Origin of the sequence: Streptomyces sp. NPDC059668, assembly GCF_042734135.1 — a bacterium.
Classification (GTDB): Bacteria; Actinomycetota; Actinomycetes; order Streptomycetales; family Streptomycetaceae; genus Streptomyces.
Map to the genome: position 1 here is coordinate 409,061 of NZ_JBHWEL010000001.1, position 21,333 is coordinate 430,393.

Annotated in this window: 15 protein-coding genes; 10 read left to right on the forward strand and 5 right to left on the reverse strand. The window is 71.8% G+C overall.

Annotated elements, in window-relative coordinates; all coding sequences use genetic code 11:
• The first annotated feature begins 50 nt into the window (after positions 1-50).
• The 4 genes from ACFV2J_RS01835 (at position 51) to ACFV2J_RS01850 (ending at position 4,877) form a co-directional block, all read left to right on the forward strand.
• Entirely contained in the window at positions 51-2,906 is a 2,856-nt protein-coding gene (locus tag ACFV2J_RS01835) for an AAA family ATPase (protein ID WP_385086540.1), read from the forward strand.
• A gap of 391 nt (positions 2,907-3,297) precedes the next feature.
• Entirely contained in the window at positions 3,298-3,699 is a 402-nt protein-coding gene (locus ACFV2J_RS01840; protein ID WP_385086537.1) for a hypothetical protein, read from the forward strand.
• Between the two features lie 10 nt (positions 3,700-3,709).
• Positions 3,710-4,300 carry a malonic semialdehyde reductase gene (locus tag ACFV2J_RS01845; protein ID WP_385086535.1) on the forward strand — a complete coding sequence of 197 codons (591 nt, stop codon included), beginning with the start codon at positions 3,710-3,712 and terminating at the stop codon, positions 4,298-4,300.
• 142 nt (positions 4,301-4,442) lie between these two features.
• Positions 4,443-4,877 carry a hypothetical protein gene (locus tag ACFV2J_RS01850; RefSeq protein ID WP_385086532.1) on the forward strand — a complete coding sequence of 145 codons (435 nt, stop codon included), beginning with the start codon at positions 4,443-4,445 and terminating at the stop codon, positions 4,875-4,877.
• 344 nt (positions 4,878-5,221) lie between these two features.
• Here ACFV2J_RS01850 and ACFV2J_RS01855 read toward each other — a convergent pair whose 3' ends face one another.
• On the reverse strand, positions 5,222-5,563 hold the full coding sequence (locus ACFV2J_RS01855; protein ID WP_385086529.1) for a hypothetical protein: 342 nt from the start codon (positions 5,561-5,563) through the stop codon (positions 5,222-5,224).
• Positions 5,564-5,916: 353 nt separating this feature from the next.
• Between ACFV2J_RS01855 and ACFV2J_RS01860 the strand changes: the two genes are divergently transcribed.
• Positions 5,917-8,694, forward strand: a complete 2,778-nt coding sequence (locus tag ACFV2J_RS01860; RefSeq protein WP_385086526.1) for a lectin — start codon at positions 5,917-5,919, stop codon at positions 8,692-8,694.
• A gap of 169 nt (positions 8,695-8,863) precedes the next feature.
• On the opposite strand, the gene ACFV2J_RS01865 is transcribed toward ACFV2J_RS01860, so the two are convergent.
• Positions 8,864-10,402: a SpoIIE family protein phosphatase gene (locus tag ACFV2J_RS01865; protein WP_385088427.1), complete on the reverse strand. Its 1,539-nt coding sequence runs from the start codon at positions 10,400-10,402 to the stop codon at positions 8,864-8,866.
• 44 nt (positions 10,403-10,446) lie between these two features.
• Positions 10,447-11,577 (reverse strand): PP2C family protein-serine/threonine phosphatase, encoded by a 1,131-nt coding sequence (locus ACFV2J_RS01870; protein WP_385088429.1) that lies wholly within the window; start codon positions 11,575-11,577, stop codon positions 10,447-10,449.
• Positions 11,578-11,937: 360 nt separating this feature from the next.
• Here ACFV2J_RS01870 and ACFV2J_RS01875 point away from each other — a divergent pair, with 360 nt between their 5' ends.
• Entirely contained in the window at positions 11,938-12,603 is a 666-nt protein-coding gene (locus tag ACFV2J_RS01875) for a response regulator (protein WP_385436939.1), read from the forward strand.
• Positions 12,600-13,631: a sensor histidine kinase gene (locus tag ACFV2J_RS01880; protein ID WP_385088433.1), complete on the forward strand. Its 1,032-nt coding sequence runs from the start codon at positions 12,600-12,602 to the stop codon at positions 13,629-13,631. The genes ACFV2J_RS01875 and ACFV2J_RS01880 overlap by 4 nt, the downstream gene beginning before the upstream one ends.
• 68 nt (positions 13,632-13,699) lie before the next feature.
• On the opposite strand, the gene ACFV2J_RS01885 is transcribed toward ACFV2J_RS01880, so the two are convergent.
• Entirely contained in the window at positions 13,700-14,251 is a 552-nt protein-coding gene (locus tag ACFV2J_RS01885; RefSeq protein ID WP_385088435.1) for a DoxX family protein, read from the reverse strand.
• A 428-nt stretch (positions 14,252-14,679) separates the two neighbouring features.
• Here ACFV2J_RS01885 and ACFV2J_RS01890 point away from each other — a divergent pair, with 428 nt between their 5' ends.
• Complete coding sequence (locus ACFV2J_RS01890) at positions 14,680-15,396, forward strand: beta-glucanase (protein WP_385088437.1); 717 nt, start codon at positions 14,680-14,682, stop codon at positions 15,394-15,396.
• Positions 15,397-15,563: 167 nt separating this feature from the next.
• Here ACFV2J_RS01890 and ACFV2J_RS01895 read toward each other — a convergent pair whose 3' ends face one another.
• Positions 15,564-17,096, reverse strand: coding sequence for a SpoIIE family protein phosphatase (locus ACFV2J_RS01895; protein WP_385088439.1), 1,533 nt, complete (start codon positions 17,094-17,096; stop codon positions 15,564-15,566).
• A 542-nt stretch (positions 17,097-17,638) separates the two neighbouring features.
• On the opposite strand from ACFV2J_RS01895, the gene ACFV2J_RS01900 reads away from it, so the two are divergent.
• Positions 17,639-20,125 (forward strand): SpoIIE family protein phosphatase, encoded by a 2,487-nt coding sequence (locus tag ACFV2J_RS01900; RefSeq protein WP_385088441.1) that lies wholly within the window; start codon positions 17,639-17,641, stop codon positions 20,123-20,125.
• Positions 20,126-20,387: 262 nt separating this feature from the next.
• Entirely contained in the window at positions 20,388-21,185 is a 798-nt protein-coding gene (locus ACFV2J_RS01905; protein ID WP_385088443.1) for an SAM-dependent methyltransferase, read from the forward strand.
• The last annotated feature ends 148 nt before the right edge of the window (positions 21,186-21,333 follow it).

The window sequence follows — 21,333 nt, forward strand, 5'->3', positions numbered from 1 at the left end:
CCCGGGGACCGCCGTAGAGGGCGGCCGCGGCGGTGAGCCATGCTTGCCCCATGACCAGCACAGACCCCGCCCGCGACGAGGCAGGCGGCCGCGGGAACCAGGCCGTTGCCGGTCTGCGCCTGCGGGGACGGGACCGCGAGATCACGGCTGTCCGCGAGGCCCTGGACACGGTGCGTGGCGGTCGGGGCGCGTGTGTCGTCGTGGAAGGCGCGCCCGGCGTCGGCAAGAGCCGGTTGCTGGAGGAACTGGACGCGATGGGGCGGCGGTCCGGGTTCGACGTGGTGTCGGTACGGGCCGACGAACTCGACCAGTACGCGGCGGGAGCGGCACTGCAGTCCGCCCTCCAGTCCTCCGACGGTTCCCAGCGGGCCGCCGCGGCCCCCGACGACCAGCGGCTGTGGCTGCTGGACAGCATCACGGACGCTCTGGAGGACCGGGCTCAGCACGCCCCGGTGGCCGTCCTCGTGGACGACGCGCAATGGGCGGACCCGGCCACGCTCTTCGTCCTCCGCACCCTGCCCGGACGCCTGGCCGCCTCACGGATCCTGTGGGTGCTGGCCGTACGGTCGGACGCCGAGCGACCGACCGTGGCCAGGGTGCGGGACGACCTCGAACGCCTCGGCGCCCGATGGCTGACCCTCGGTCCCCTGCCGCAGCAGGAGCTCCAGGACATCGCGGCGGACGTCCTCGGAGCGAGGCCGTCACCGGGTCTGGCCAGGCTCCTGAGAGCCGTCGCGGGCAATCCCTTCCTGGCCATCGAACTGGTCCGCGCGTTCGCCGGCACCGATGCCGCCAGAGCGGAGGCGGGAGAGGCGAGCCTTCTGCACGACGGCATACCCGTCAGCTTCCGGCGGAGTTTCGCCGCGCGCCTGGACCGGCTCCCGGAAGACGCCGTACGTCTGCTCCAGATCGGGGCCGTACTCGGCCGCGAGTTCGACCTCGGCACGGCCGCCCGCATGCTCGGCAGGCCGGTCGGCAGTCTGCTGGCGGGCATCGAGGCCGCCCTGAACGCCGGTCTGCTCTCGGCCGACGGTCCGCGAATCGCCTTCCGTCACGACCTCATCCGGCAGGCCGTCCACGAGAACCTGCCGCCGGCCGTACGCGTGGCGCTGCACCGGGAGGCGGCCGACAGCCTGCGCGGCGTCGGAGCGCGATCGGCCGAGGTGGCGTGGCACGTCGTCATGTCGGGCGGCCCCGTCGACGACGACGCCGTGACCACGCTGACCACCGCCGTACGGGAGCTGTCGTCGTCGGCCCCCGACGCCGCCGCGGACCTGGCCCAGCGGGTCGCCGGACTGCTGCCCCCGCACGACCGACGCCGCATCACCCTGCTGACCGGCGCCGCCGAGTACCTCGGCCGGACCCGCCGGGTCCACGAGGCGCTCGACCTGGTCGACGCCACCCTTCCGGAAGGCCTCGAACCACCGCAGGAGGCGAACCTGCGCCTGGTGGCCGCCGAGATCCACCAGGCGGCAGGCGACGACGCCGCCGCGATGACGCACCTCCAGCAGGCCCTGGAGCTGCCCGCGCTGCCGTCCGACCTGCGCGTCCGGCTGCTGAAGACCAAGGCGACCGGCCATGTGTACCTCGGAGACATCACCGCCGCCGAGCAGACGGGACCCTGGCTGGTCGAGGCCTCGTACCACAGCCACGACCCAGCCGTCGTCGTCAGCGCCATGGTGTTCCAGTCGCAGACGTCCTTCTACCGCGGGCGGCTGGCCCGCGCCCTCGCGCTCGCCGAGGAAGCCACCCGACGCGCCGGCACCCAGACCGCCGCGCTCTACCTGCGGCCCCCGCGGATCCCGGCGCTCTGGCTGGCCACCGTGCTGACCGCCACCGACCGCCTCGCGGACACCGGGCGGATTCTGCGGGAGGGACAGCGCGAAGCGGAGGCGCTGGGCCTGGGCTGGTCACTACCCCACTGGCACGCCGCCCGTGCCTGCGCACTGCTCGAACAAGGAGCGCTGGACGACGCGGCCGTCGAGGCCGAGTCCAGCCTGATGGTGGCGGGCGAACTCGAGATCACCCTGCCGAATCCGCAGGCCCGCTCCGTGCTGGCACTGGTGGAGATCCGGCGCGGTGACCTCACCAAGGCCAGGGACCACCTCCGTGCCGTCGAAACCGGGTCCGGTACGAACACGACGCAGCGGTACGGACCCTGGGTGTCCCTCGCGCGCGGGGGCCTGGCGGACGCGGAGGGCGAAGCGGCCGAAGCGGCGGCGGCTCTCACGGCCAGCTTCCGGAGCAGCGAGCCGACGCGGCTGCTGGCGGTACCTCCGTCCCACTGGCCCGGGATCGTGCGCATCGCGCTCCGCGCCGGGGACCCGTCGCTCGCCCAGGCCGTGTCCGGCGCACTGCGCAGCCTGGCCCCGCAGGACGAGAGCCGGCAGATCATCGGGGCGGTCCGCGCCCATGTGGACGGCCTGCTCCACCGCGACCCCCGTGCACTGGAGTCCGCCGTCACCGCTTACCGGAGCACCGGCAGGCCGCCGGCTCTGGCTGCCGCCTGCGAGGACCTCGGCGAGCTCATCGCGGAGTCGGCCGACACGACATCGGCGATCCCGTACTTCGAGGAAGCGGGCCGGCTCGTGTCCGCCTCAGGCGCCGGGCGCGACCAGGAACGGATCAGACGGCGCCTGCGCCGGCTCGGTGTGCGCACCGCCCCCGTGCGGCACCACACGGCCGGCCCCCCGGGGTTGGGAAGCCTGACCGAATCCGAGCGGAAACTCATCCCGCTCGTCGTCGAGGGCCTCACCAACCGGGCCATGGCCGACCAGCTCTACGTGTCGGTGCACACCGTCAACACGCACATGAAGCACATCTTCACCAAGCTCGGCATCAACTCGCGGGTGGAACTGACCCGCCTGGCGGTCGAGCGGGGCGTCAGCACCGACGGAGCCGACTGAGGCGGTACGCCGACCGCCGGACACGACGGCAAGGATCCCTTGAATGGGTGACGCCTGACGCGGACACCACCCGTGATGCTGGCAGCAACGGCGTGGCCTCCAGAAAGGCACCGTCACTCATCAGGAGGTGACCGCCTCATGAACACGACGCGCACCATGGACACCACGAGCGCGCTACGCGCCCACCGGCGCCGAGGCCCCGGACGACCGGCCCACGGGACGCCACCGCGTCCAGGACCCGGCGACGGCCTCGGGGCGCCCCGAAAGCAGCGTCCGCGGGGCAGGACCGTCAGCCGTGGCGCGGACGGATAGCCGACCGCGGCCCAGGGCGGCCGGGCCAGGCGCCCCTACGGGCCGACGGCACGGATACCGCGGCCAGCTCCGGGACGTCGTGACCGCGAGCGCGGCCCCGCACGGATACACCCTGGCGCTGTGGACGGCCACCGCGGTGACGTCGTCCGAACGTGGTGCCCCTGGGACCGCCGACGTCCTGGCGCTCCTTGCCGGCGCGACGCTCACCTTCGTGGCGCTGGCCGCTGTCGCGCACGGCGGTTCCCCCATGACGCCGGGCAGGTCCGCCCCGGCCGGCACGCGCATCTGGGCAGCCTGCCACCTGCCCATGGCGACGTGCGCCGCACTGGCCGTTCTGTTGCTGACCCGGTGCTGCTCAGGGCCCCTCCTGTGGGGGCTCGTCGGGGCGACCACGACCGCCGTGTACCTGCTGGGTGTCAGCGCCCAGTTCCTCTGCTTCGCCGTTCGCGGCCACCGGGAAACCACAGACACTCAACCGTAAGAGGTTCACCATGTCCCTCGCACTCGATCCCGCTGCCCAGGACCTCCTGTTCAGGGAGGCCCGTACCGCCAACACCTTCACCGACGAGCCGGTTTCGGACGACCAGGTCGAGGCCGTCTACGACCTGGTCAAGTACGGCCCCACCTCGATGAACCAGCAGCCGCTGCGCATCGTCCTGGTCCGTTCCGCCGAGGCGCGCGAGCGCCTGGGCGCGCACCTGTCCGAGGGCAACCGCAAGAAGACCGCGGCCGCCCCGCTCGTCGCCATCCTCGCCGCCGACCTGGAGTTCCACGAGGAACTGCCCACCCAGTTCCCGCATTTCCCCCAGGCCAGAAGCCTCTTCGCCGACCGGGCGGTACGCGAGCCGTCCGCGAGGTTCAACGCGTCCTTGCAGGTCGGCTACTTCATCATCGGCGTCCGCGCCGCCGGCCTGGCCGCCGGACCGATGACCGGCTTCGACGCCGAGGGCATCGACAAGGAGTTCTTCGGCGACGGCGAGCACTCGGTTCTCGCCGTCGTCAACATCGGCAGGCCGGGCGAGAACGCGTGGTTCACGCGCTCCCCACGTCTGGCGTACGAGCAAGTGGTCACGACCGTCTGACCGACGGGCAACGGGCGGGGCGCGTACCTGGGTCCGAGACCGTTCCACACTCTCGGACGAGGCCTGCGGTACGCGTCATCGGCCCAGGGCTTTTCCGGTCGGCCATGGTGGCGGGGGCTGAGCGGTCGGGCATCATGCCTGGGTGAGCTCCATCGTGAAGTTCTTCGTAGCACCGGACGACGCGTCGGCCGCCCTCGTGGTCGAGACCGGACCCGGCCACGCCTTCGAGACCCTCTCGTTCGGCAACTTCGACTCGGAGGAGGCTGTGGTCGAGTGGGAATGCCTCTTGTCCGGAGGCGATTTCGAGCAGCTCGTGGAAGCCGGCGAACCGCGCGTCGTCGCCGGCGAGGACGACGACGGATGCGTTGTCTTCGCGCTCTCCGCCCGCCTGACGGGCGCTCTCGCCGAGGCGGAACGATTCCGACTGCGTGAGGTGGCCGAGGCGTGGGCCCGGCAGCGTGCGGAGGACGGTGCGGCGATCGACACGGAGCTGGCCGGCGAGATGGTGGAGAGTCTGGGAACTCTCGCACGGGGCACGGAAGAGCGTGGCCACGGCCTGTACTGCTGGCTCGCGTAGGGATCAGGTTCGGAGCCGGACGGGTAGGGCCGCAGCGGGGGCGCTGCCCAGATGGCGAACCGGCGCCCGGCACAGCGGGTGGCCACCGGCCGGTGAGGCGGACGGCCATCCGGCTTCGCACGAAGCTTCGCAGCAAGCTTTTCGCGAAGAACGACACAGGAATCGCGACGCCGTCGAACGAACCGTCACCGGCGCAGGCACGGTTTCTGGCAGGTCACTTCACCGCACCCCGGTCCCGATCCGGTGCAGAATCCCGTCGATCACCTGCCGACGGTCCCGCCACCGGCGGGGCCGGCCGGTGAGCGGTTGGTCGACGCCTGGGCGGTGTCGACGACTTCACTCCGTCACACCTCTGGGTGGTCCACCTCGACCACCGGTGTCGTGGACCCGTTCACGACAGCCCACGCCGCGTACCGGCGGCGCCACTCGGCGAGGGCGACCGGCTGAACGTCAGGGGCGTCGTCGGCCCATACGATCCAGCAGCCGGCACGCCGGAACGCGTCGCGCACCGTGTCCAGAAGTGGCGCCAGCTCCTCGGCACCGGCCTGCCCCCACGCGCCGCGAGTGGAGAGCAGCTGCCAGACCGCGTACTCGGTCCGCTCCATCCAGCCCGCGCGGTAGGCGAGTTCGGACACTTCCGACATCGCTTCGGCGAGCGCCCGCTGGGCGAGCGTCAGTTCGGACATGCCGCCAGTATGCGGCCGCGGAACCGCGCGGATCATCCGGGATTCACCGCCGCCGCGTCGCACTTCCGCGTCCGCCGGCCCGGGGCCCGGGGATCCGGACTCGCGGCCTCATGTCCCGCGTGCGCACATCGTTGACATGCCCCTGCCTAGTAGCTAGCTTCACGAAGAGTTCCCGTCTGCGCCCCCAGGTGCTCGTGGCCCCGGGGCCCCGTCAACGCGTTCGCATCGCCAGGCGCCCCGTCGCAGCGATGAGACAACGTTGTCATTCTCCATCGCGGCTCACGCGTCGCGCTCTCGATCCGAAGGCAACGTTGTCAAGTGCCGCTTCCCGCTTCCGAGTAGAGGAGGAACCCGTGACGAAACGAGTGCCGAGACCCCCAGCAACCACCACGATCGGCTTGTTCGCGGCCGCCGCACTGGCCGCGGCCGGCCTGTGCGCACCTGCGCAAGCGGCCGAGAAGGCCGCGCTCGTCACGTCGCCCGCCACCGTGGTCAACCCGTTCATCGGGACGTCGAACCAGGCCGACGACTTCCCCGGGGCCGACGTGCCGTTCGGCATGGTGCAGTGGAGCCCGGACACGCCGTCGCGTCCCTCCGGCGGCGGATACGAGTACAACGACTCGTCCATCACCGGCTTCAGCCTCACCCATATCGCCGGACCCGGCTGCGGCGCCGCCGGCGACATACCGGTGCTGCCCACGGTGGGCACGGTCAACACCGGTGCGACGGACGCGTTCTCGCACGCCAACGAGTCGGCGACCGCGGGCTCGTACAAGGTCGCCCTCGCCAATCAGGTGACCACGGAGCTGACCACCACGACACGCAGCGGCATGGCGCGCTTCACCTTCCCGTCGAGCAGCCAGGCCAACCTGATCTTCAAACTCACCGGAAGCCAGAACGGCGCCACCTCGACGCAGTTCACCAAGGTCTCGAACACCGAGGTGAGCGGCCAGGTCACCAGCGGCCACTTCTGCGGCGCGGGGAACACGTACAGCGTGTACTTCGACATGGTCTTCGACCAGCCGTTCACCTCGCAGGGCGCCTCGGTCGCGAAGGCGCCGGCCACCACCCCGGCGAAGCCCGGCACGGCGTCCAAGAACGCCGCCGAGAAGCCCAACAAGCCGGTGCTTCACGGCAAGGCCCTCACCGCGACGGCACCGAAGGCGGCCGAGGGCGGCGCGGCCCCGAGCGCTGCCGCCTCGAACGGTTACGTCACCTTCAACACCACCGCCAATCCTGTGGTGCAGGCCAAGGTCGGCATCTCCTACGTCTCGGTCGCCAACGCGACGGCCAACCGGGCGGCGGAGAACCCCGGGTGGGACTTCAACGCGACCCGCACCGCCGCACAGAACGCCTGGAACAGCGCACTCGGCAGGATTCAGATCGCCGGCGGGACGGCCGCGCAGCAACAGAGCTTCTACACCGCGCTCTACCACTCGCTGCTGCACCCGAACGTCATCAGCGACACCAACGGCCAGTACTACGGGTTCGACGGCAGGACGCACACCGTGGACACCGGCCACAAGGCGGCGTACGCCAACTACTCCGGCTGGGACATCTACCGCTCGCAAGCCCAACTCGAAGCCCTGGTCGCACCCGACGTCGCCTCGGACACCGCCCAGTCGATGGTCGACGACTACGCCCAGACCGGTGTCTTCCCTAAGTGGTCGGAGAACAACGGCGAGTCCTACGTCATGGTGGGCGACCCGGCTGACGCCATCCTCGCCGACTACTACGCCTTCGGGGCGAGGGACTTCGACACCTCGACCGCCCTGACCGACATGATCAGACAGGCGAGCACGGCCAACAACGACCGGCCCGGCCTGAACTACCTCGACTCACCCGGGTACATGCCGCACGACGGCAGCTACGGCTGCTGCAACTTCTACGGCCCGGTGGCCACCACGCTGGAGTACAACACCGCCGACTTCGCGATCTCCGCACTGGCCGGGGCACTCGGCGACACCAGCCACCAGAAGACGTACGCGAACCGTGCCCAAGGCTGGCGCAACGTGCTCAACCCCGCCTCCGGCTTCGTCGAACCGCGCAACGCCAACGGCTCCTGGACCGGCGGTTTCGACCCCACCAGCGGCACCGACATGGTCGAGGCCGACTCCTGGATCTACACCGGGATGGTCCCGTTCAACATCGGCGGCCTGGCCCGCGCCAAGGGCGGCAACACGGCGATGAACCACTACCTGGACACCGTGCTGCGCAGCTACACCGGCGACAAGGGCTACGCATGGGTCGGCAACGAACCCAGCATCGAACTGCCCTGGGAATACGACTACACCGGACAGCCCTACAAGACACAGGGCACCGTCCGGGCGATCCAGGACCAGATCTGGGCGAACACGCCGGGCGGTCTGGCCGACGGCAACGACGACCTCGGTGCGATGAGCGCCTGGTACGTGTGGTCCGCGCTGGGCATGTACCCCGAGACGCCGGGCACCTCCGACCTCGCGCTGGGCTCCCCGCTGTTCACCCAAGCCGTGGTCACCCTCCCGTCCGGCCAGACGCTGACGATCAACGGCAACGGCGCCGCCGACAACGCCCCCTACGTGCAGTCGGCGACGTGGAACGGCACTGCCTGGAACAACGCCTTCGCCCCCACCACGGCGATCAGCGCCGGCGGCACGCTGACCTACACGCTCGGCACCACCGCCAACACCTCCTGGGCGACGGGCGCTTCGGCGGCCCCGCCCTCCTACGCCGGTGACACCACGGCCCCCGCCTCGCCCCGCATCGGCCCCCTCACCTCCGCGGTGGCCTCGAACCTGTGCGTGGACGACGCGAGTTCCTCCACCACCGACGGCACCCACGTCCAGATCTGGGGCTGCAACAACACCTACGCCCAGGACTGGATCGTCGCCGGTGACGGAACGGTCCGGACCCTCGGCAAATGCCTGGACGCCGATCACAGCGGGACCACCAACGGCACACTGGTCCAGCTGTGGACGTGCAACGGCAGCGGGGCCCAGCAGTGGACCCCGGGCGCCAACGGATCACTGGTCAACCCCCAGTCCAAGCTGTGCCTGGACGACCCCAACTCCTCCACCACGAACGGCACCCAGCTCCAGCTCTACACCTGCAACGGCTCGAACGCCCAGAACTGGAGGCTGCCGGGCTGAGAGACCGAAACGGGTGGCCCCGGCACCTCCCGGCGACTCCCGCGCACGGCGCCCGTGTGCGGGGTGGGGGGGGCCGGCGCGGGGCGGGGGGGGGGGGGGGGCGGCGCCGGCGGGGCGGCGCGGCCCCCCCCCCGCCGCCCCCGCGGCCCGACAGACCGCGGGAGCCGGTTCAGACCGTGGTGACGGGTCGGTCGGGCGCGTGGGTGTGTTCGGCCCAGATGGTCTTGCCGTGGTGGTTGTGGCGGGTTCCCCAGCGTTCGGCGAGCTGGGCGACGATGAACAGTCCGCGCCCGTTCTCGTCGAAGGTGCGGGCCCGGCGCAGATGGGGCGAGGTGCTGCTGCCGTCGGTGACCTCGCAGACCAGGCTGCCGGCGTGGTGGATCAGACGCAGCCGGATGGGGGGCTGGGCGTGGCGGATGGCGTTGGTGACCAGTTCGCTGACGATGAGCTCGGTGGTGGGGGCGGCGTCCGTGAGGCCCCAGGCGGCCAGTGTCTCCGCGATGTGGGTGCGGGCGTAGGAGACGGCGGCAGGGTCGGCCGGCAGGTCCCAGGTGGCGACCGTACGGGTGTCCAGTGCGTGGGTGCGGACGGCGAGGACGGCGACCTGCGTACGGGACACGTCGAGCAGGGCATTGACGGCGGATCGGCAGGTGGCGTCCAGGCCGGGCTGGGGCCGTGCGAGCACGCTGAGAAGTTCCTCGCCGCCGGAGTCGTGCGCGCCGGTGCCGGTACGGGTGTACATCAGGAGCGTGCTGCCCTCGGGGAGGTCTATCTCGGTGGATTCGAACGGCAGGTCCGTCTGTCCCAGGGAGGGGCCTTCGGGCAGGTCGAGGGAGATGACCGTGCCGTCGGGTGCGATGACGGCGGGCGAGGAGCTTCCGGCGCCGGCGAGGGTGCAGCGGCAGGACGCGGGATCGTAGACCGCGTACAGGCATTGGGCGCTGACGGCGCAGGTGCTGGTCGTCCCGGTGCCGTGACCGGGGCGGACGTCGGGCCGGAGCCGGGCGAGGACGTCGGCGAGGTGGGTGAGCAGCTCCTCGGGCTGCAGATCGACGTCGGCCAGGGTGCGTACGGCGGCCCGGAGTTCGGAGGCGGTGGCGTCGGCGTTCGGTCCGGCCACCGAACCGGCGACGAGCCCGACCCGGGCGCCGGACAGCGGGATGGCGTCCAGCCACTGGGCGCGCGTACCGAGTCGGCCGGACCCGGTCCGGTAGTGCCCGGCCAGCTCCACCACCGCGGGTTGCGGCAGCGCGGCGGGCAGGATGTCGGGCGGTGAGGACGGAACGGCATGCGGCGCTTCGGGGGCACTGGCCCGGTCGTCCGCCGGACCGGGCCGACGTGGCGTGTTCCGGGCGGCTTTGGCGGCCGGCGTGGCCCGCAGGCACGGCCGCACCCGGTAGACCACGAGGCTCAGGGCGAAGGACAGGGCGACCGCGGTGATCACGACCGTCCGGCCCCCGGCCGACACTCCGTGGATGGCGAAGCCGTAGGTGGCGATGCTGAGAACCAGCGTGGAGACACCGATGATCAGGGATTGCCGCACGGGCAGGAGCGCGGCGGCGGTGACGGGGACGAGCACGGAGAATCCCGACCAGCGGACGAGGCCGCCCGCGGACTCCTGGAGCTGCACGGCGCACGACGCGACGACGTAGCCGACGAGCAGCACACCCAGCCACCTGTTCCGTCGTGTGACGGTCATCGTCGTCATCGCCTTTCCGTGGATACCGCGTCGTTTCGGGAACACCGGACAGGTCACTGGTCGGCCTCCGGCAGGTGATGTGGACTGGACGGGTGGGGAACCTGACCGGTGCCCGGAGCGGCGACGCGCTGGACGGCCACCAGGGCGAGATCGTCCTCCAGGTGTCCGTCGGCGTGGATGTCCACGTCGTCGTTGATGCGCCGCAGCAGGTCGTGCGGGCAGCCCCACGGCCAGTCGGCGGCCCGCTCCAGGATCGGGTAGAAGCCGCCGGTGGTGTCCCGGGCTTCCACGACGCCGTCGGTGTAGAGCAGCAGGGTGTCAGCGGGCCCGAACGCGAAGGTGTCGACGTGGTAGTCGTCGGGGGAGACGCCGGCCAGTCCGAGGGGTGGTGCGGGGCGAGGCGCCGGCAGCGCGGCCACCTCGCCGTGGCGGCCCCGCAGCGGTGCGGGGTGCCCGCAGCTGATGACCCGCGCGAGAGCCGCCTCGTCGGGGATTTCGACCAGCAGCGCGGTGATGAAGCGCTCGCTGCTCTCGGGGTCGCTGTCGGCGAGCTGCGCGAAGTGTCTGCGGACACTTCTCTCCAGGGCGGCGGCCAGTTCGGGGAGGGCGACGTGTTGGTAGGCGGCCTCACGGAAAGCGCCGAGCAGAGCGGAGGCGTCCTCGACGGCGGGCAGGCCCTTGCCGCGGACGTCCCCGATGAGGAAGCGGTTCGTGCGGCCGGTCCGGGCGGCGGCGTACAGGTCGCCGCCCACCCGGGCGTGCGCCGCGGCCGCCCGGTACGTACAGGCGACCCGCAGCGGACCCAGCCGACGGGGCAGAGGGCGCAGTACGACCCGCTGGGCCACCTCGGCCACCGCGCGTACCTGCGCCAGTTCCCTCAGGTCGCGGTCGTGCAGGCTCCGGGCGGCGACGACGAAGACCGACACCACCAGCAGAGCCGCGATGTGGATCGGCAGGAGCGGCGAGTGCAGCAGGCCGTCACGGCGGTCGATGACGAACATGGCCGCGCTCGCCACGAGGGCGGTGCCCGCGGTGAAACGGGAGCTGGCGAACGCCGCCGTGGAGGTGGGGGCGGCGACCAGCAGGGGGGACAGGTGCACCGCCATCGGAGCGAAAGTCGCGGCCAGGGTGATGGCGGTGATCAGCGCGACCGGGACGGCCGACTGGGTGAGGACGCCGCTCATGTGCGGGCCACCACGTGCGAACGGGACGTGCCATGGACCGCGTGTACGGCCGCCGCCGACACCCCACTCGGCGACCGGGCGCTTCGGCCTGGCTCCACCGGCCCGGGAGAGCGGGAGAGGGGATCGGATCATGGGGGCCGCCTCGGGAGAGGGGGTGGTACGTACGGTCTCTTCGAGCATCCGCCCGCACGACGGCGGACACATCGGTGCCGGCCCGCACCACGCATGCGTAAGACCCTGCATCACACCGCATGTCCTACGGTCTCCGGCTGCGCCCTCCCCGCGCACCTTCCTGCGGTTTTCCCGCACCCGCGCCGGCAGCGGCTGCCCGACCGCCACGGGGGCTCTACCGTTGCAGCTATGGACGACCCCAGCTCCTCGCCGGCCCGGCCGGCGCCCCGGGAGGTGACCGTCGTACTCGCCGACGATCATCTGGTGGTCCGGGCCGGAATGCGGCTTCTGCTGGCCCAGGACCCGGCATTCCGGATCGTGGCCGAGAGCGCCACGGTCCCGGACACCGTCGAGGCCGTGAGCCGGACCCGTCCGCGGGTGCTGGTCCTCGACCTGACCATGGCCGGCAAGTCGAGTCTGCCCGTGATCCCCGCGCTGCTCACCGCGTCACCCGGCACGCGGATCCTGGTCCTCACGATGCAGGAGGACCCGGCGTTCGCCCGGGAGGCGCTTCGCACCGGCGCGGCCGGTTACCTGCTCAAGGAGGCGGCCGCCGAGGAGTTGCGGGCCGCCGCGCACCAGGTCGCCGACGGGGCGACGTACGTCCAGCCGGTGCTGGGGGCCAGGCTTGCCCTCGAGACGCCGGGACCCGCCGGCCAGGAGTCGTTGACCGGCCGCGAGGCCGAGGTGCTGGCCCTGCTGGCGCTGGGCCACACCAACCAGGAGATCGCGCGGCGTCTGTACGTCTCGGTCCGGACCGTCGAGACCCATCGGGCCCGCATCCGGGACAAGCTCGGCAAGGACACCCGGGCGGAGCTCATCGCCGCGGCCCGCGAGCGCGGCCTGGTGGCATGAGGGGACCGCGTCAGGCCCGATGGGGCATCGCCCTGCAGGCGGTGGGGACCTGTCTGCTCGCGGTCGCGGTGGTGCTGGAGGTCACCGACCAGCCGCTGCCCTCCGAACTGGCCCTGTCCCTCGCCGCGGCAACCCCGTTTCTCGGGGCAGCCCCGCTGTACACCGCCGGACGCCGGACCTGGATGGTGGTGGCCGCCGCCATCGCGCTCATGCTCGCCGTGGCCAGCCTGGTCCGCATCACCGAGCAGCCGTTGCTGAACGCCCTGCACGTGCTCCCGCTCCTCCTGGTCGTGTACACGGCCTCCACCATGCGCAGCGCGACCCACCGCGACCGGGGCCTGAGACGGGAACGTGTCCGGGCCCGCCACGACGGCGCGGAGCGCGAACGCCGCCGCTGGGCCCGTGAGCTGCACGACGACACCCTCCAGGAGCTCGGCGCCGTCCAGGTGGTGCTCTCCTCCGCCGCCGCCGACGGCCGACCCGAAGCCATGCGCAGCGCCATCGAGCAGGCACGTGCACTGGTCGGCAACCAGATCACCTCACTGCGCCACCTGATCACGGATCTGCGTCCCCTGGTCCTGGACGAGCTGGGACTGCGCGCGGCCCTGGAGGCGCTGTGCCGTCGCACCTCGGAGACCTTCGGGATCCGCGTCGATCTCCGGATCGATCCGCAGCACGCCGACATCAGCGACCGGCTGACCTCGGAAGTACAGGCCCACGTGTACCGCATCGCGCAGGAGGCACTGACCAACGCGGTGAAACACGCCCGGCCCACGCGGATCACCGTCGGCGTGGAGGCCGACGGCCCTGCGATGACGCTGACCGTCTCCGACGACGGGCGGGGGATGCCCCAGTTCCCGGACTCCAGGCGCTGGCCGGCCCTGCGCGCGGCCGCGCCGCCGGCCTCCACCGTGCGGGGCGTGGGACTCTCCGCCATGCACGAGCGGGCGGACCTCATCGACGCGCGGCTCACGATCCGCAGCGTCGCCGGAAGGGGCACCACCGTCATCCTGAGGGTGCCCGAGTGACCGTGCGTCTCCTCGCGGCAAACTCGCCGTGATCGCCGGGTGGCCCCGCCGGTGTGTCGCAACACGCCCTAGAGCAACAGCACGACTGCGGCCCCGATGCCTCCGAGGAGCAGTGCGACGAGGGCACTGAGCCAGCCGCCGCGGCCCCAGCGGAAGGGGTGGTCCAGAGCCAGCTTTCCCGGACCGGTGGCGGCGACGCCGAGCGCGACGACCGCGATGCTCAGGTTGTACTCCAGGCCGCCGTCGGTCACCCACACCCCGTGGGCCGCGGTGACGGTCACCATGGCGTTGATCATCACGCCGATCAGGGCGCTCGCCGCCAGGGGGGTGAACAGTCCCACCGCGAAGCCGAGGCCGCCGAGGAGTTCGGAGGCACCGCCAATCACGGCGTAGACCTTGCCCGGCCGGTAGTCGAGCGCGGCGAGCCCCTTGGCGGTGGCGGTCAGACCGTCGCCACCGAAGATCCCGAAGAGCTTCTGGGCACCGTGACCTGCCATCAACAGGCCGAACGTGAGTCTGATGAGCAGCAGACCGCAGTCACCGGCCGAGACCGCCGACCGTGCCGGAGCGCCGGCCGCGGGATCGGGGGACGCGCGTAGTCGCTGAAGGACGGAGTTCACGGGGGCTCTTCTCCGCTCCGCGTTCCAGGGCGGGGGCGGCTGACCTTCGGGGAACGGCGGAGCTCGTTTGTCGGGTCGTCGTGACGCCTTGAAGGCGGCGTGCGACGAAGACCGCGCCACTGCCACGCACAGGCCACGCACGGTCACCACTGTCGGGCGTCCGTCCGGGCGGGCCGCCGGCTGACTTCGCTGTGCGTTCGTGGCTGTGTCCTTCCATCCTTACTCCGGTCGGCCGCTCATGGGTCGGCGGACCGTTGGGGGAGCCGCGCACCTGGTCCCGGACCGTGACGAGCGGTCGCGCAGCGGCAGGTCCTGGCGGGATCCCGAGTCCGTGGAGGCCGGGGAGCGTCTCACCCGGACGTGTAGTTTGAGCGGCGGTGCGGGGCCCGCGGGGCATGGCGGGGCCGTGAGCCGGAGAGAATCAGAGCATGCACGAACCGGTGTCCGACGAACCGCTCCCCGCCTCCGGAATCCCGCCCGTCACCGATGTGGTCTTCACCGCGGACTTCGCCTCCACCCGGCAGTGGGTCGCGGGCCGTTCCTGGGCCTATCCCGACGGCGGTCCGGTCAATCCGGGCGACGACAAGCTCGACTACCTGGTTCAGGACGGCACTTACAGCCGCACCGGCGTCTTCCGGGCCACCCGAAGACGGGACGGCAGGTGGAACACGGGGCTGCTGACGACCGAAGGCAGCGAAGAGGGGTTCGCCGTCCGCGCGGGCGACGAACTGGAGGCGCGCGTGCGGTTGCCCGCCGAGATCGGCGCCTGGCCGGCGATCTGGACCTGGCGGGACGGCGGCCAGGAGATCGACGTCTTCGAGTACCACCCCGACAACGCGGACCTGCTGGAGTTCTCCAACCATGTCCGGGGCAGCGGTCACTACTACACCGACGAGGCGGTGGGTCCGGGGGCGTGGGTCGATCTGCGGGTCGAGTTCGGCGTCCGTTCCGTGGTGTGGTGGGTGAACGGCGTCCAGGTGTTCGCGGACCGGCGCGGGGTGGGGCGCGCCTGGCACGCCTACCTCATCGTCAACCTCTCGGTGTGCGCCGGGCGTTACCATCCGGCTCCCGTCCGCGGGACCATCGCGATGTCGTACGAGGTGGAGAGCCTGGTCGTGCGCCGAAGGGCGGTGCCGGCCCACTGAACGGTGACACCGTGGGTACGGCGAGCACGGGGGCGTACCGGCGTACCGGCGTACCGGCTCGGCGCGCCGGCGGACCGTGCCCGCGTGACGCATGTCCTTCGCGATCGGCGAGGCCCTGGCCGGATCGCCCGGACGCCGACCTCGGGTAGGCACCGGCGGAAGCGGTGTCAGGCCGGCCGGGACAGGGGCGTCTGTTCCGAGGCGCGGGCTTGCAGGACCCGGACGATGAGCAGTGCCACGTCGTCATGGCCGCCCGGATCGCGCAGGGCGTGCAGGAGCACCTCGCAGGTCTCGTCGAGGGGGCGGTGCGGATCGTCCAGGAGGGTGAGCAGACTGTCCATGCACGCGTCGATCGGGAAGCCGCGCTTCTCGACCAGACCATCGGTGTAGAGGACGAGTTGATCACCACGGCCCAGGGCGAGCACGCTGGTGTGGAAGCCGCCGTTGCCCACCCCCAGCGGGGTTCCGGTGGGCAGGTCGAGCAGTTCGTGTTTCCCGTCCATGCGCAGGAGCGCGGGCGGCAGATGGCCGGCCAGCGAGATGAGGCAGCGCGCGCTGTGCGGGTCGTAGACGGCGTACACACAGGTGGCGATGATGTCCTGCTCCAGGTCCTCGGTGATGCGGTCGAGGTGCTGGAGGACCTGGGCGGGGTCGAGGTCGAGGCCGGCCAGGGTGCGGGTGGCGGTGCGGAGCTGGCCCATGGTGGCGGCCGCGCTGACACCGCTGCCCATGACGTCCCCGACGACCAGGGCGGTCTTGTCGCCGCCGAGGGCGATGACGTCGAACCAGTCACCACCGATCCCGCTGGCCGCCCTGGCCGGCTGGTACCGGGAGGCGACGGCCAGCCCGGGCCGCTGCGGCGGAGGGTGGGGGAGGAGGCTGCGCTGAAGGGTGAGAACGGTGCGCCGTTGTTCCTCGAAGGCGCGGTAACGTTCGGTGACGTCCACGCTGGAGGTCACCACGCCCAGCGCCTTTCCGTTGGGGGCTTCGAGACGGTGGAACGAGATCGACCAGGCGTGCTCGTTGTCGGGGTCGGCCGGGGTGTGGCCGGAGGTGTACTGGTCCAGGACCGGGGCGCCGGTGGCCAGGACCTCGTGGATGGTCGTTTCGAAGGACTCGTGCAGGTGCGGAAGCACCTCGTGCACGTGTCGGCCCAGGTGTTCGGCGGCGGGGACGCCGCTCATCCGTTCCTCGGCCGCGTTGACCGACACGTAGCGGAGGTCGGTGTCCAGGACACCGAGCCCGATGGGTGACTGGGAGACCAGCCGGGCGGCCAGGGCGAGGTCGCGCTCGACCTGCCGCAGCGTCGCCTGATCCGCGGCGAGCCCCAGGGCGTAGTGGTTCCCCTGCTCGTCCTGGAGCCGCATGTTGCGGAACTCCACCCGCCGTGTGGTGCCGTCCTTGTGCCGGATGGGGAAGACCCCGGCCCAGCTGCCACCGCCCTCCATGACCTGCGCGAAGAGACCGAGGACGACGTCCCGGTTCTCATCGTGGATCAGCAGGCGGCCGGCGTACTCGCCGAGCGCCTCCGCGGCGCTGTAACCGAAGAGGTCCTCGCCCTGGGGGCTCCACAGGACGATCCTGCCGTGGTCGTCGAGGAGGATGGCTGCCACGCTCAGCAGGTCGAGGAGACCACCGGAGGCGGTCGGGGCGACGTCCGCCGCGTCGGAGTCGCTCTCCAACGACTCGGCTGCACCCATCCCCATCCCTCCTCACTGCACGCGGCCACTCGGTGGTGTCAGGACGCCGAGGTACCCCACGGCTCGGCAGCAGGCGTCATGCTTCACCTCATCGTCTCCCTCCACGCCGAGTCCCGCAGCTATACCCGCCGCAAACCCCGAACCGGGACATCGTGTCGGGTTTAAATGGTTACCGCCCAAAATACGCGCGCCCTGGCCCCCGCGGTGCCCGGTCAGGAGGGCGGGACGATCCCACAGGGCCCGCAACCCACCCGGGGTAGGCCGTACACGCGGGGATGCCGTGCGCCAGGCCACCCGGAAGGCCCATCGGACCCGCTCGGAGGTGTCACGGCGGTTTCCCGCGCCGGCGAACGGTGGAAGCCGGGGTACCGGGACGGTGCGGCGACCGACCGCAGCCGGAAGCTCACCGGTGTGTGGAGGTTCCGGCGTCCCCAGGGCCGAAGGGCGGGGACGTCTGGGGGCGGCGCCGCGACGTGGCCGCGGTTGTACACCCCGGGCCGCGGACTGATGCTGTAGACATCGCCACGGGTTGGGGTGGTGCCATGAATGTCTGGAATGCGAAGGACAGCGTCTACTTCCGTGGTCCCCTCGACGTCACGCGGGCCGCCACGGCGGTCCTGGATGCCCAGGGCTGGGTCGTGGGGTGGAGTCCGGCGGCCGAGGAGATGCTCGGCTACCGCTCGGACGAGATCGTGGGGCACCCCGTGGACCTGCTCTTCGCGGGCGGTCGTTCCTGGCAGCCCGGTCTCGCCGAGTGGCGTGACGCCCCCAACGTGCGCAGCAACGCGGTCGACCTGAAACACCGCGACGGCCACATCGTACGGTCGGCGACGATGATGTCCCGCCTGTCCCACACGGGCGACGGGCCGGCCTGGGTCGTGGTCGCGGCGGAGCTTGAGGAGGTCCACGAGTGGGAGGCGGGTCAGGCCATGCTGCGCGGCCTGGCCACCCAGTCGCCCATCAGCCTGACCATCTACGACACCGACCTCCGGCTGGCGTGGGCCAACGCCGCGTCGGGCGGGGAGTTCACCGAACCGGTCGAGAACGTCATCGGGACGTTGTCGCAGGACCTGTACCCGGGCGGCGAGGTGATGACCGAGGGGGCGCCCTCGACGCTGGAACAGGTCATGCGCAACGTACTCACCACCGGCGAGCCGGTCGTCGACCTGCGCTACCGCGGGCGGCCGCCGGCCGACCGCCAGCAGGACCACGTCTGGTCCTGCTCCTACTACCGGCTGCAGGACGCCCGCGGCCAGACGCTGGGCGTGTGCGAGGACGCCTTCGACGTGACCGACCGCTATCTGGCCCAGCGGCGGCTGGCACTCCTGGTGCGCGCCGGGTCCCACATCGGCCGCACTCTCGATGTCACGCGCACCATCAAGGAGTGCACCGAGGTCACCGTCCCGGAATTCGCCGACGCCGTCGTGGTGGACCTCGTGGAAGGCGTCACGGAAGGTGAGGAACCGGCACCCCGGCAGGTGCGCCCGGAACCGTTGCTGCGCATGGCCCGCCGCTGGGCCGACGGTGTCTTCGAGGGGGATTCCCCGCTGACACCGCCCGCCGAGCGGCGGATCACCTACGGCGAGGGCTCACCGCAGGCCCGCAGCCTGGCCTCCGGCGGACGGGTCCTGGCGGAGACCGGGCCGGGCGACGCGGGGCCCCTGCCCGACGCCGAACCATGGGCGCATTCCCTGCTCGTCGTGCCTCTCCGCGCCCGTGGCACGACGCTGGGGCTCGTCACGTACCTGCGCGGCAGTGCCTCCGCCCGTTTCGACAGCGACGAGCTGTCGCTCGCCGAGGAGCTGGCCGCCCGTACCGCCGTCTGTATCGACAACGCACGCCGTTACACCCGCGAGCGGACGGCCGCCCTCGCACTGCAGCGCGACCTGCTGCCCCGGTACATCCCGACACAGACGGCCGTCGAAGTGGCCCACCGCTATCTGCCCGCCCATCTGGCCGGAGTCGGCGGCGACTGGTTCGACGTCGTGCCGCTCTCCGGAGCACGGGTCGGCCTGGTCGTCGGCGACGTGGTGGGCCACGGTCTGCGCGCCGCGGCCACGATGGGGCGCCTGCGCACCACCGTGCGCGCCCTGGCACGGCTCGACTACACCCCCGACGAGCTGCTCACCCGCCTCGACGACCTGGCCGAGCAGAGCTCCGCGGAACAGACGGCGGCGCGTCGCGTGAGCGACCGGACCGCCGACTCCGGGCCGGACGACGACCCGGCCCTCGGTGTGACCTGCCTCTACGCCGTGTACGACCCGGTCACCGGGCGGTGCGCCCTGGCGCGCGCGGGTCACCTGCCGCCCGCGGTCGTCACCCCCGACGGCGTCCTCACCTTCCCCGAGCTCCCCTCCGGGCCACCCCTGGGTCTGGGCGGTCTGCCCTTCGAGAGCGCGGAACTGGAACTGCCCCAGGGCAGTCTCGTGGCCCTCTTCACCGACGGGCTGGTGAGAGGCGAGGACCATGACATCGAGCTCGGACTGGAGCGACTCGGCCGTGTGCTGTCCGAACACGAGAAACCCCTCGAGGAGTTGTGCGACCAGATCATCGCCGAACTCCTCCCCGACGGGTCGGCCGCCGACGACGCGGCCCTGCTGCTGGTACGCACCCGTGTGCTGGACTCGCGGGAGGTGGCCGTGTGGGAGCTGCCGCTCGACCCCGAGGCGGTCGGGCGCGCCCGCAGCCTGGCCAGCCGGCAGCTGCACACCTGGGGGCTGGATCAACTGTCCTTCAGTACCGAGCTGGTCGTCAGCGAGCTGGTCACCAACGCGATCCACTACGCGTCCGGCCCGATCCAGCTCAGGCTGATCCGCGACCGCAGCCTGCTGTGCGAGGTCTCGGACACCGGGCACACCACGCCCCACCTCCGGCGGGCCGCCAGCGACGACGAGGGCGGGCGCGGTCTGTTCATCGTCGCGCACATGGTCCAGCGGTGGGGCACGCGCTATTCGCCGGCCGGCAAGACCATCTGGACGGAACAGCCCCTCCCGCCCGCGGACACGCCCTGGACGACGGGCGGCCGCTGACCACCCAGGGCGTCCGGTCTGTCCGGCGATTCCCGGACGGCCGTGCCGGGGCAGCGGTGGGAACCCCGGTCCGTGCCGCCGAGCGCGCCGCCGGCCGGCCTGGGCCGACCGCTTCATCGCTACGACGGTCCGTGGTCGACCGCTGTTTCCCGTGGCCGACCAGAGGGCCGAACTATGGTCATGCGCAGGCAAGTTGATGTGACAGGCTGTCCTGTGCCGTGCGCGTGCGGGGAGCCGCGGCGGCCGTCGAGAGGAGTGCAGCGTGACACAGTACGGGTTCCGTGCCGAGGAGATCGACACCAGCAGGCCGCACCCCGCGCGGATCTACGACTACCTGCTCGGCGGCAAGGACAACTACGAGGTGGACCAGCGGGCCGGCGACGAACTCGCCGCCGCGGCCCCCGAGGCGCGGATCGGCCTGCGAGCCAACCGCGCGTTCCTGCAGCGCGCCGTCCGCCACGTCGTGGGCAGCGGTGTCCGCCAGATCCTCGACATCGGCACCGGGCTGCCCACCGCGCCGAACGTGCACGAGACGGCCGAGGCGGTGGCCCCCGACGTGCGCATCGCGTACGTCGACAACGACCCGATCGTGAACGCCCACGCCAACGCGCTGATCAGCCGCTCCGGTCCGACCGGTGTCGTACTCGCCGACCTGCGCGATCCGCTCGCCATCGTGAACCACCCCGAGGTGCGCCGCGTCATCGACTTCGGTGAACCCGTCGCCCTGCTCCTCGTCGCCGTCGTCCACTTCCTCACCAATGCGGACAATCCCGAGCAAGTGGTCGCCACGCTGCGCGACGAGCTGCCCGCGGGCAGCTTCCTGGTGCTCTCCCACGCCACGGGCGACTTCGCCGACCGCCGTGACGCGCAGGCCGTCTACAACAAGGCCAGCGCCAGCCTGAGCCTGCGCGGTCGCGCCGAGGTCGAGCGGTTCTTCGACGGGTTCGAACTGGTCGAACCCGGCCTGGCCCAGGTTCCGTTCTGGCGCCCGGACGGGCCGCCTCCGGCGAGGTCCGGCGAGATCGGTTTCTACGGCGGGGTGGGGCGCAAGACGAGCTGAGGCGGCGGACCCCGGCCTCGCTCCACCCGACCCTTTTACGCCGTTTTCCGAGGTGCGGGGGGGCCCGCCCCGGCTGGCCGCCCCCCCCCCCACCGCCCACCCCCCCCCCGCGCGCGAGCGCGACCGGGGAGGCCCGGCGCCCCAACGC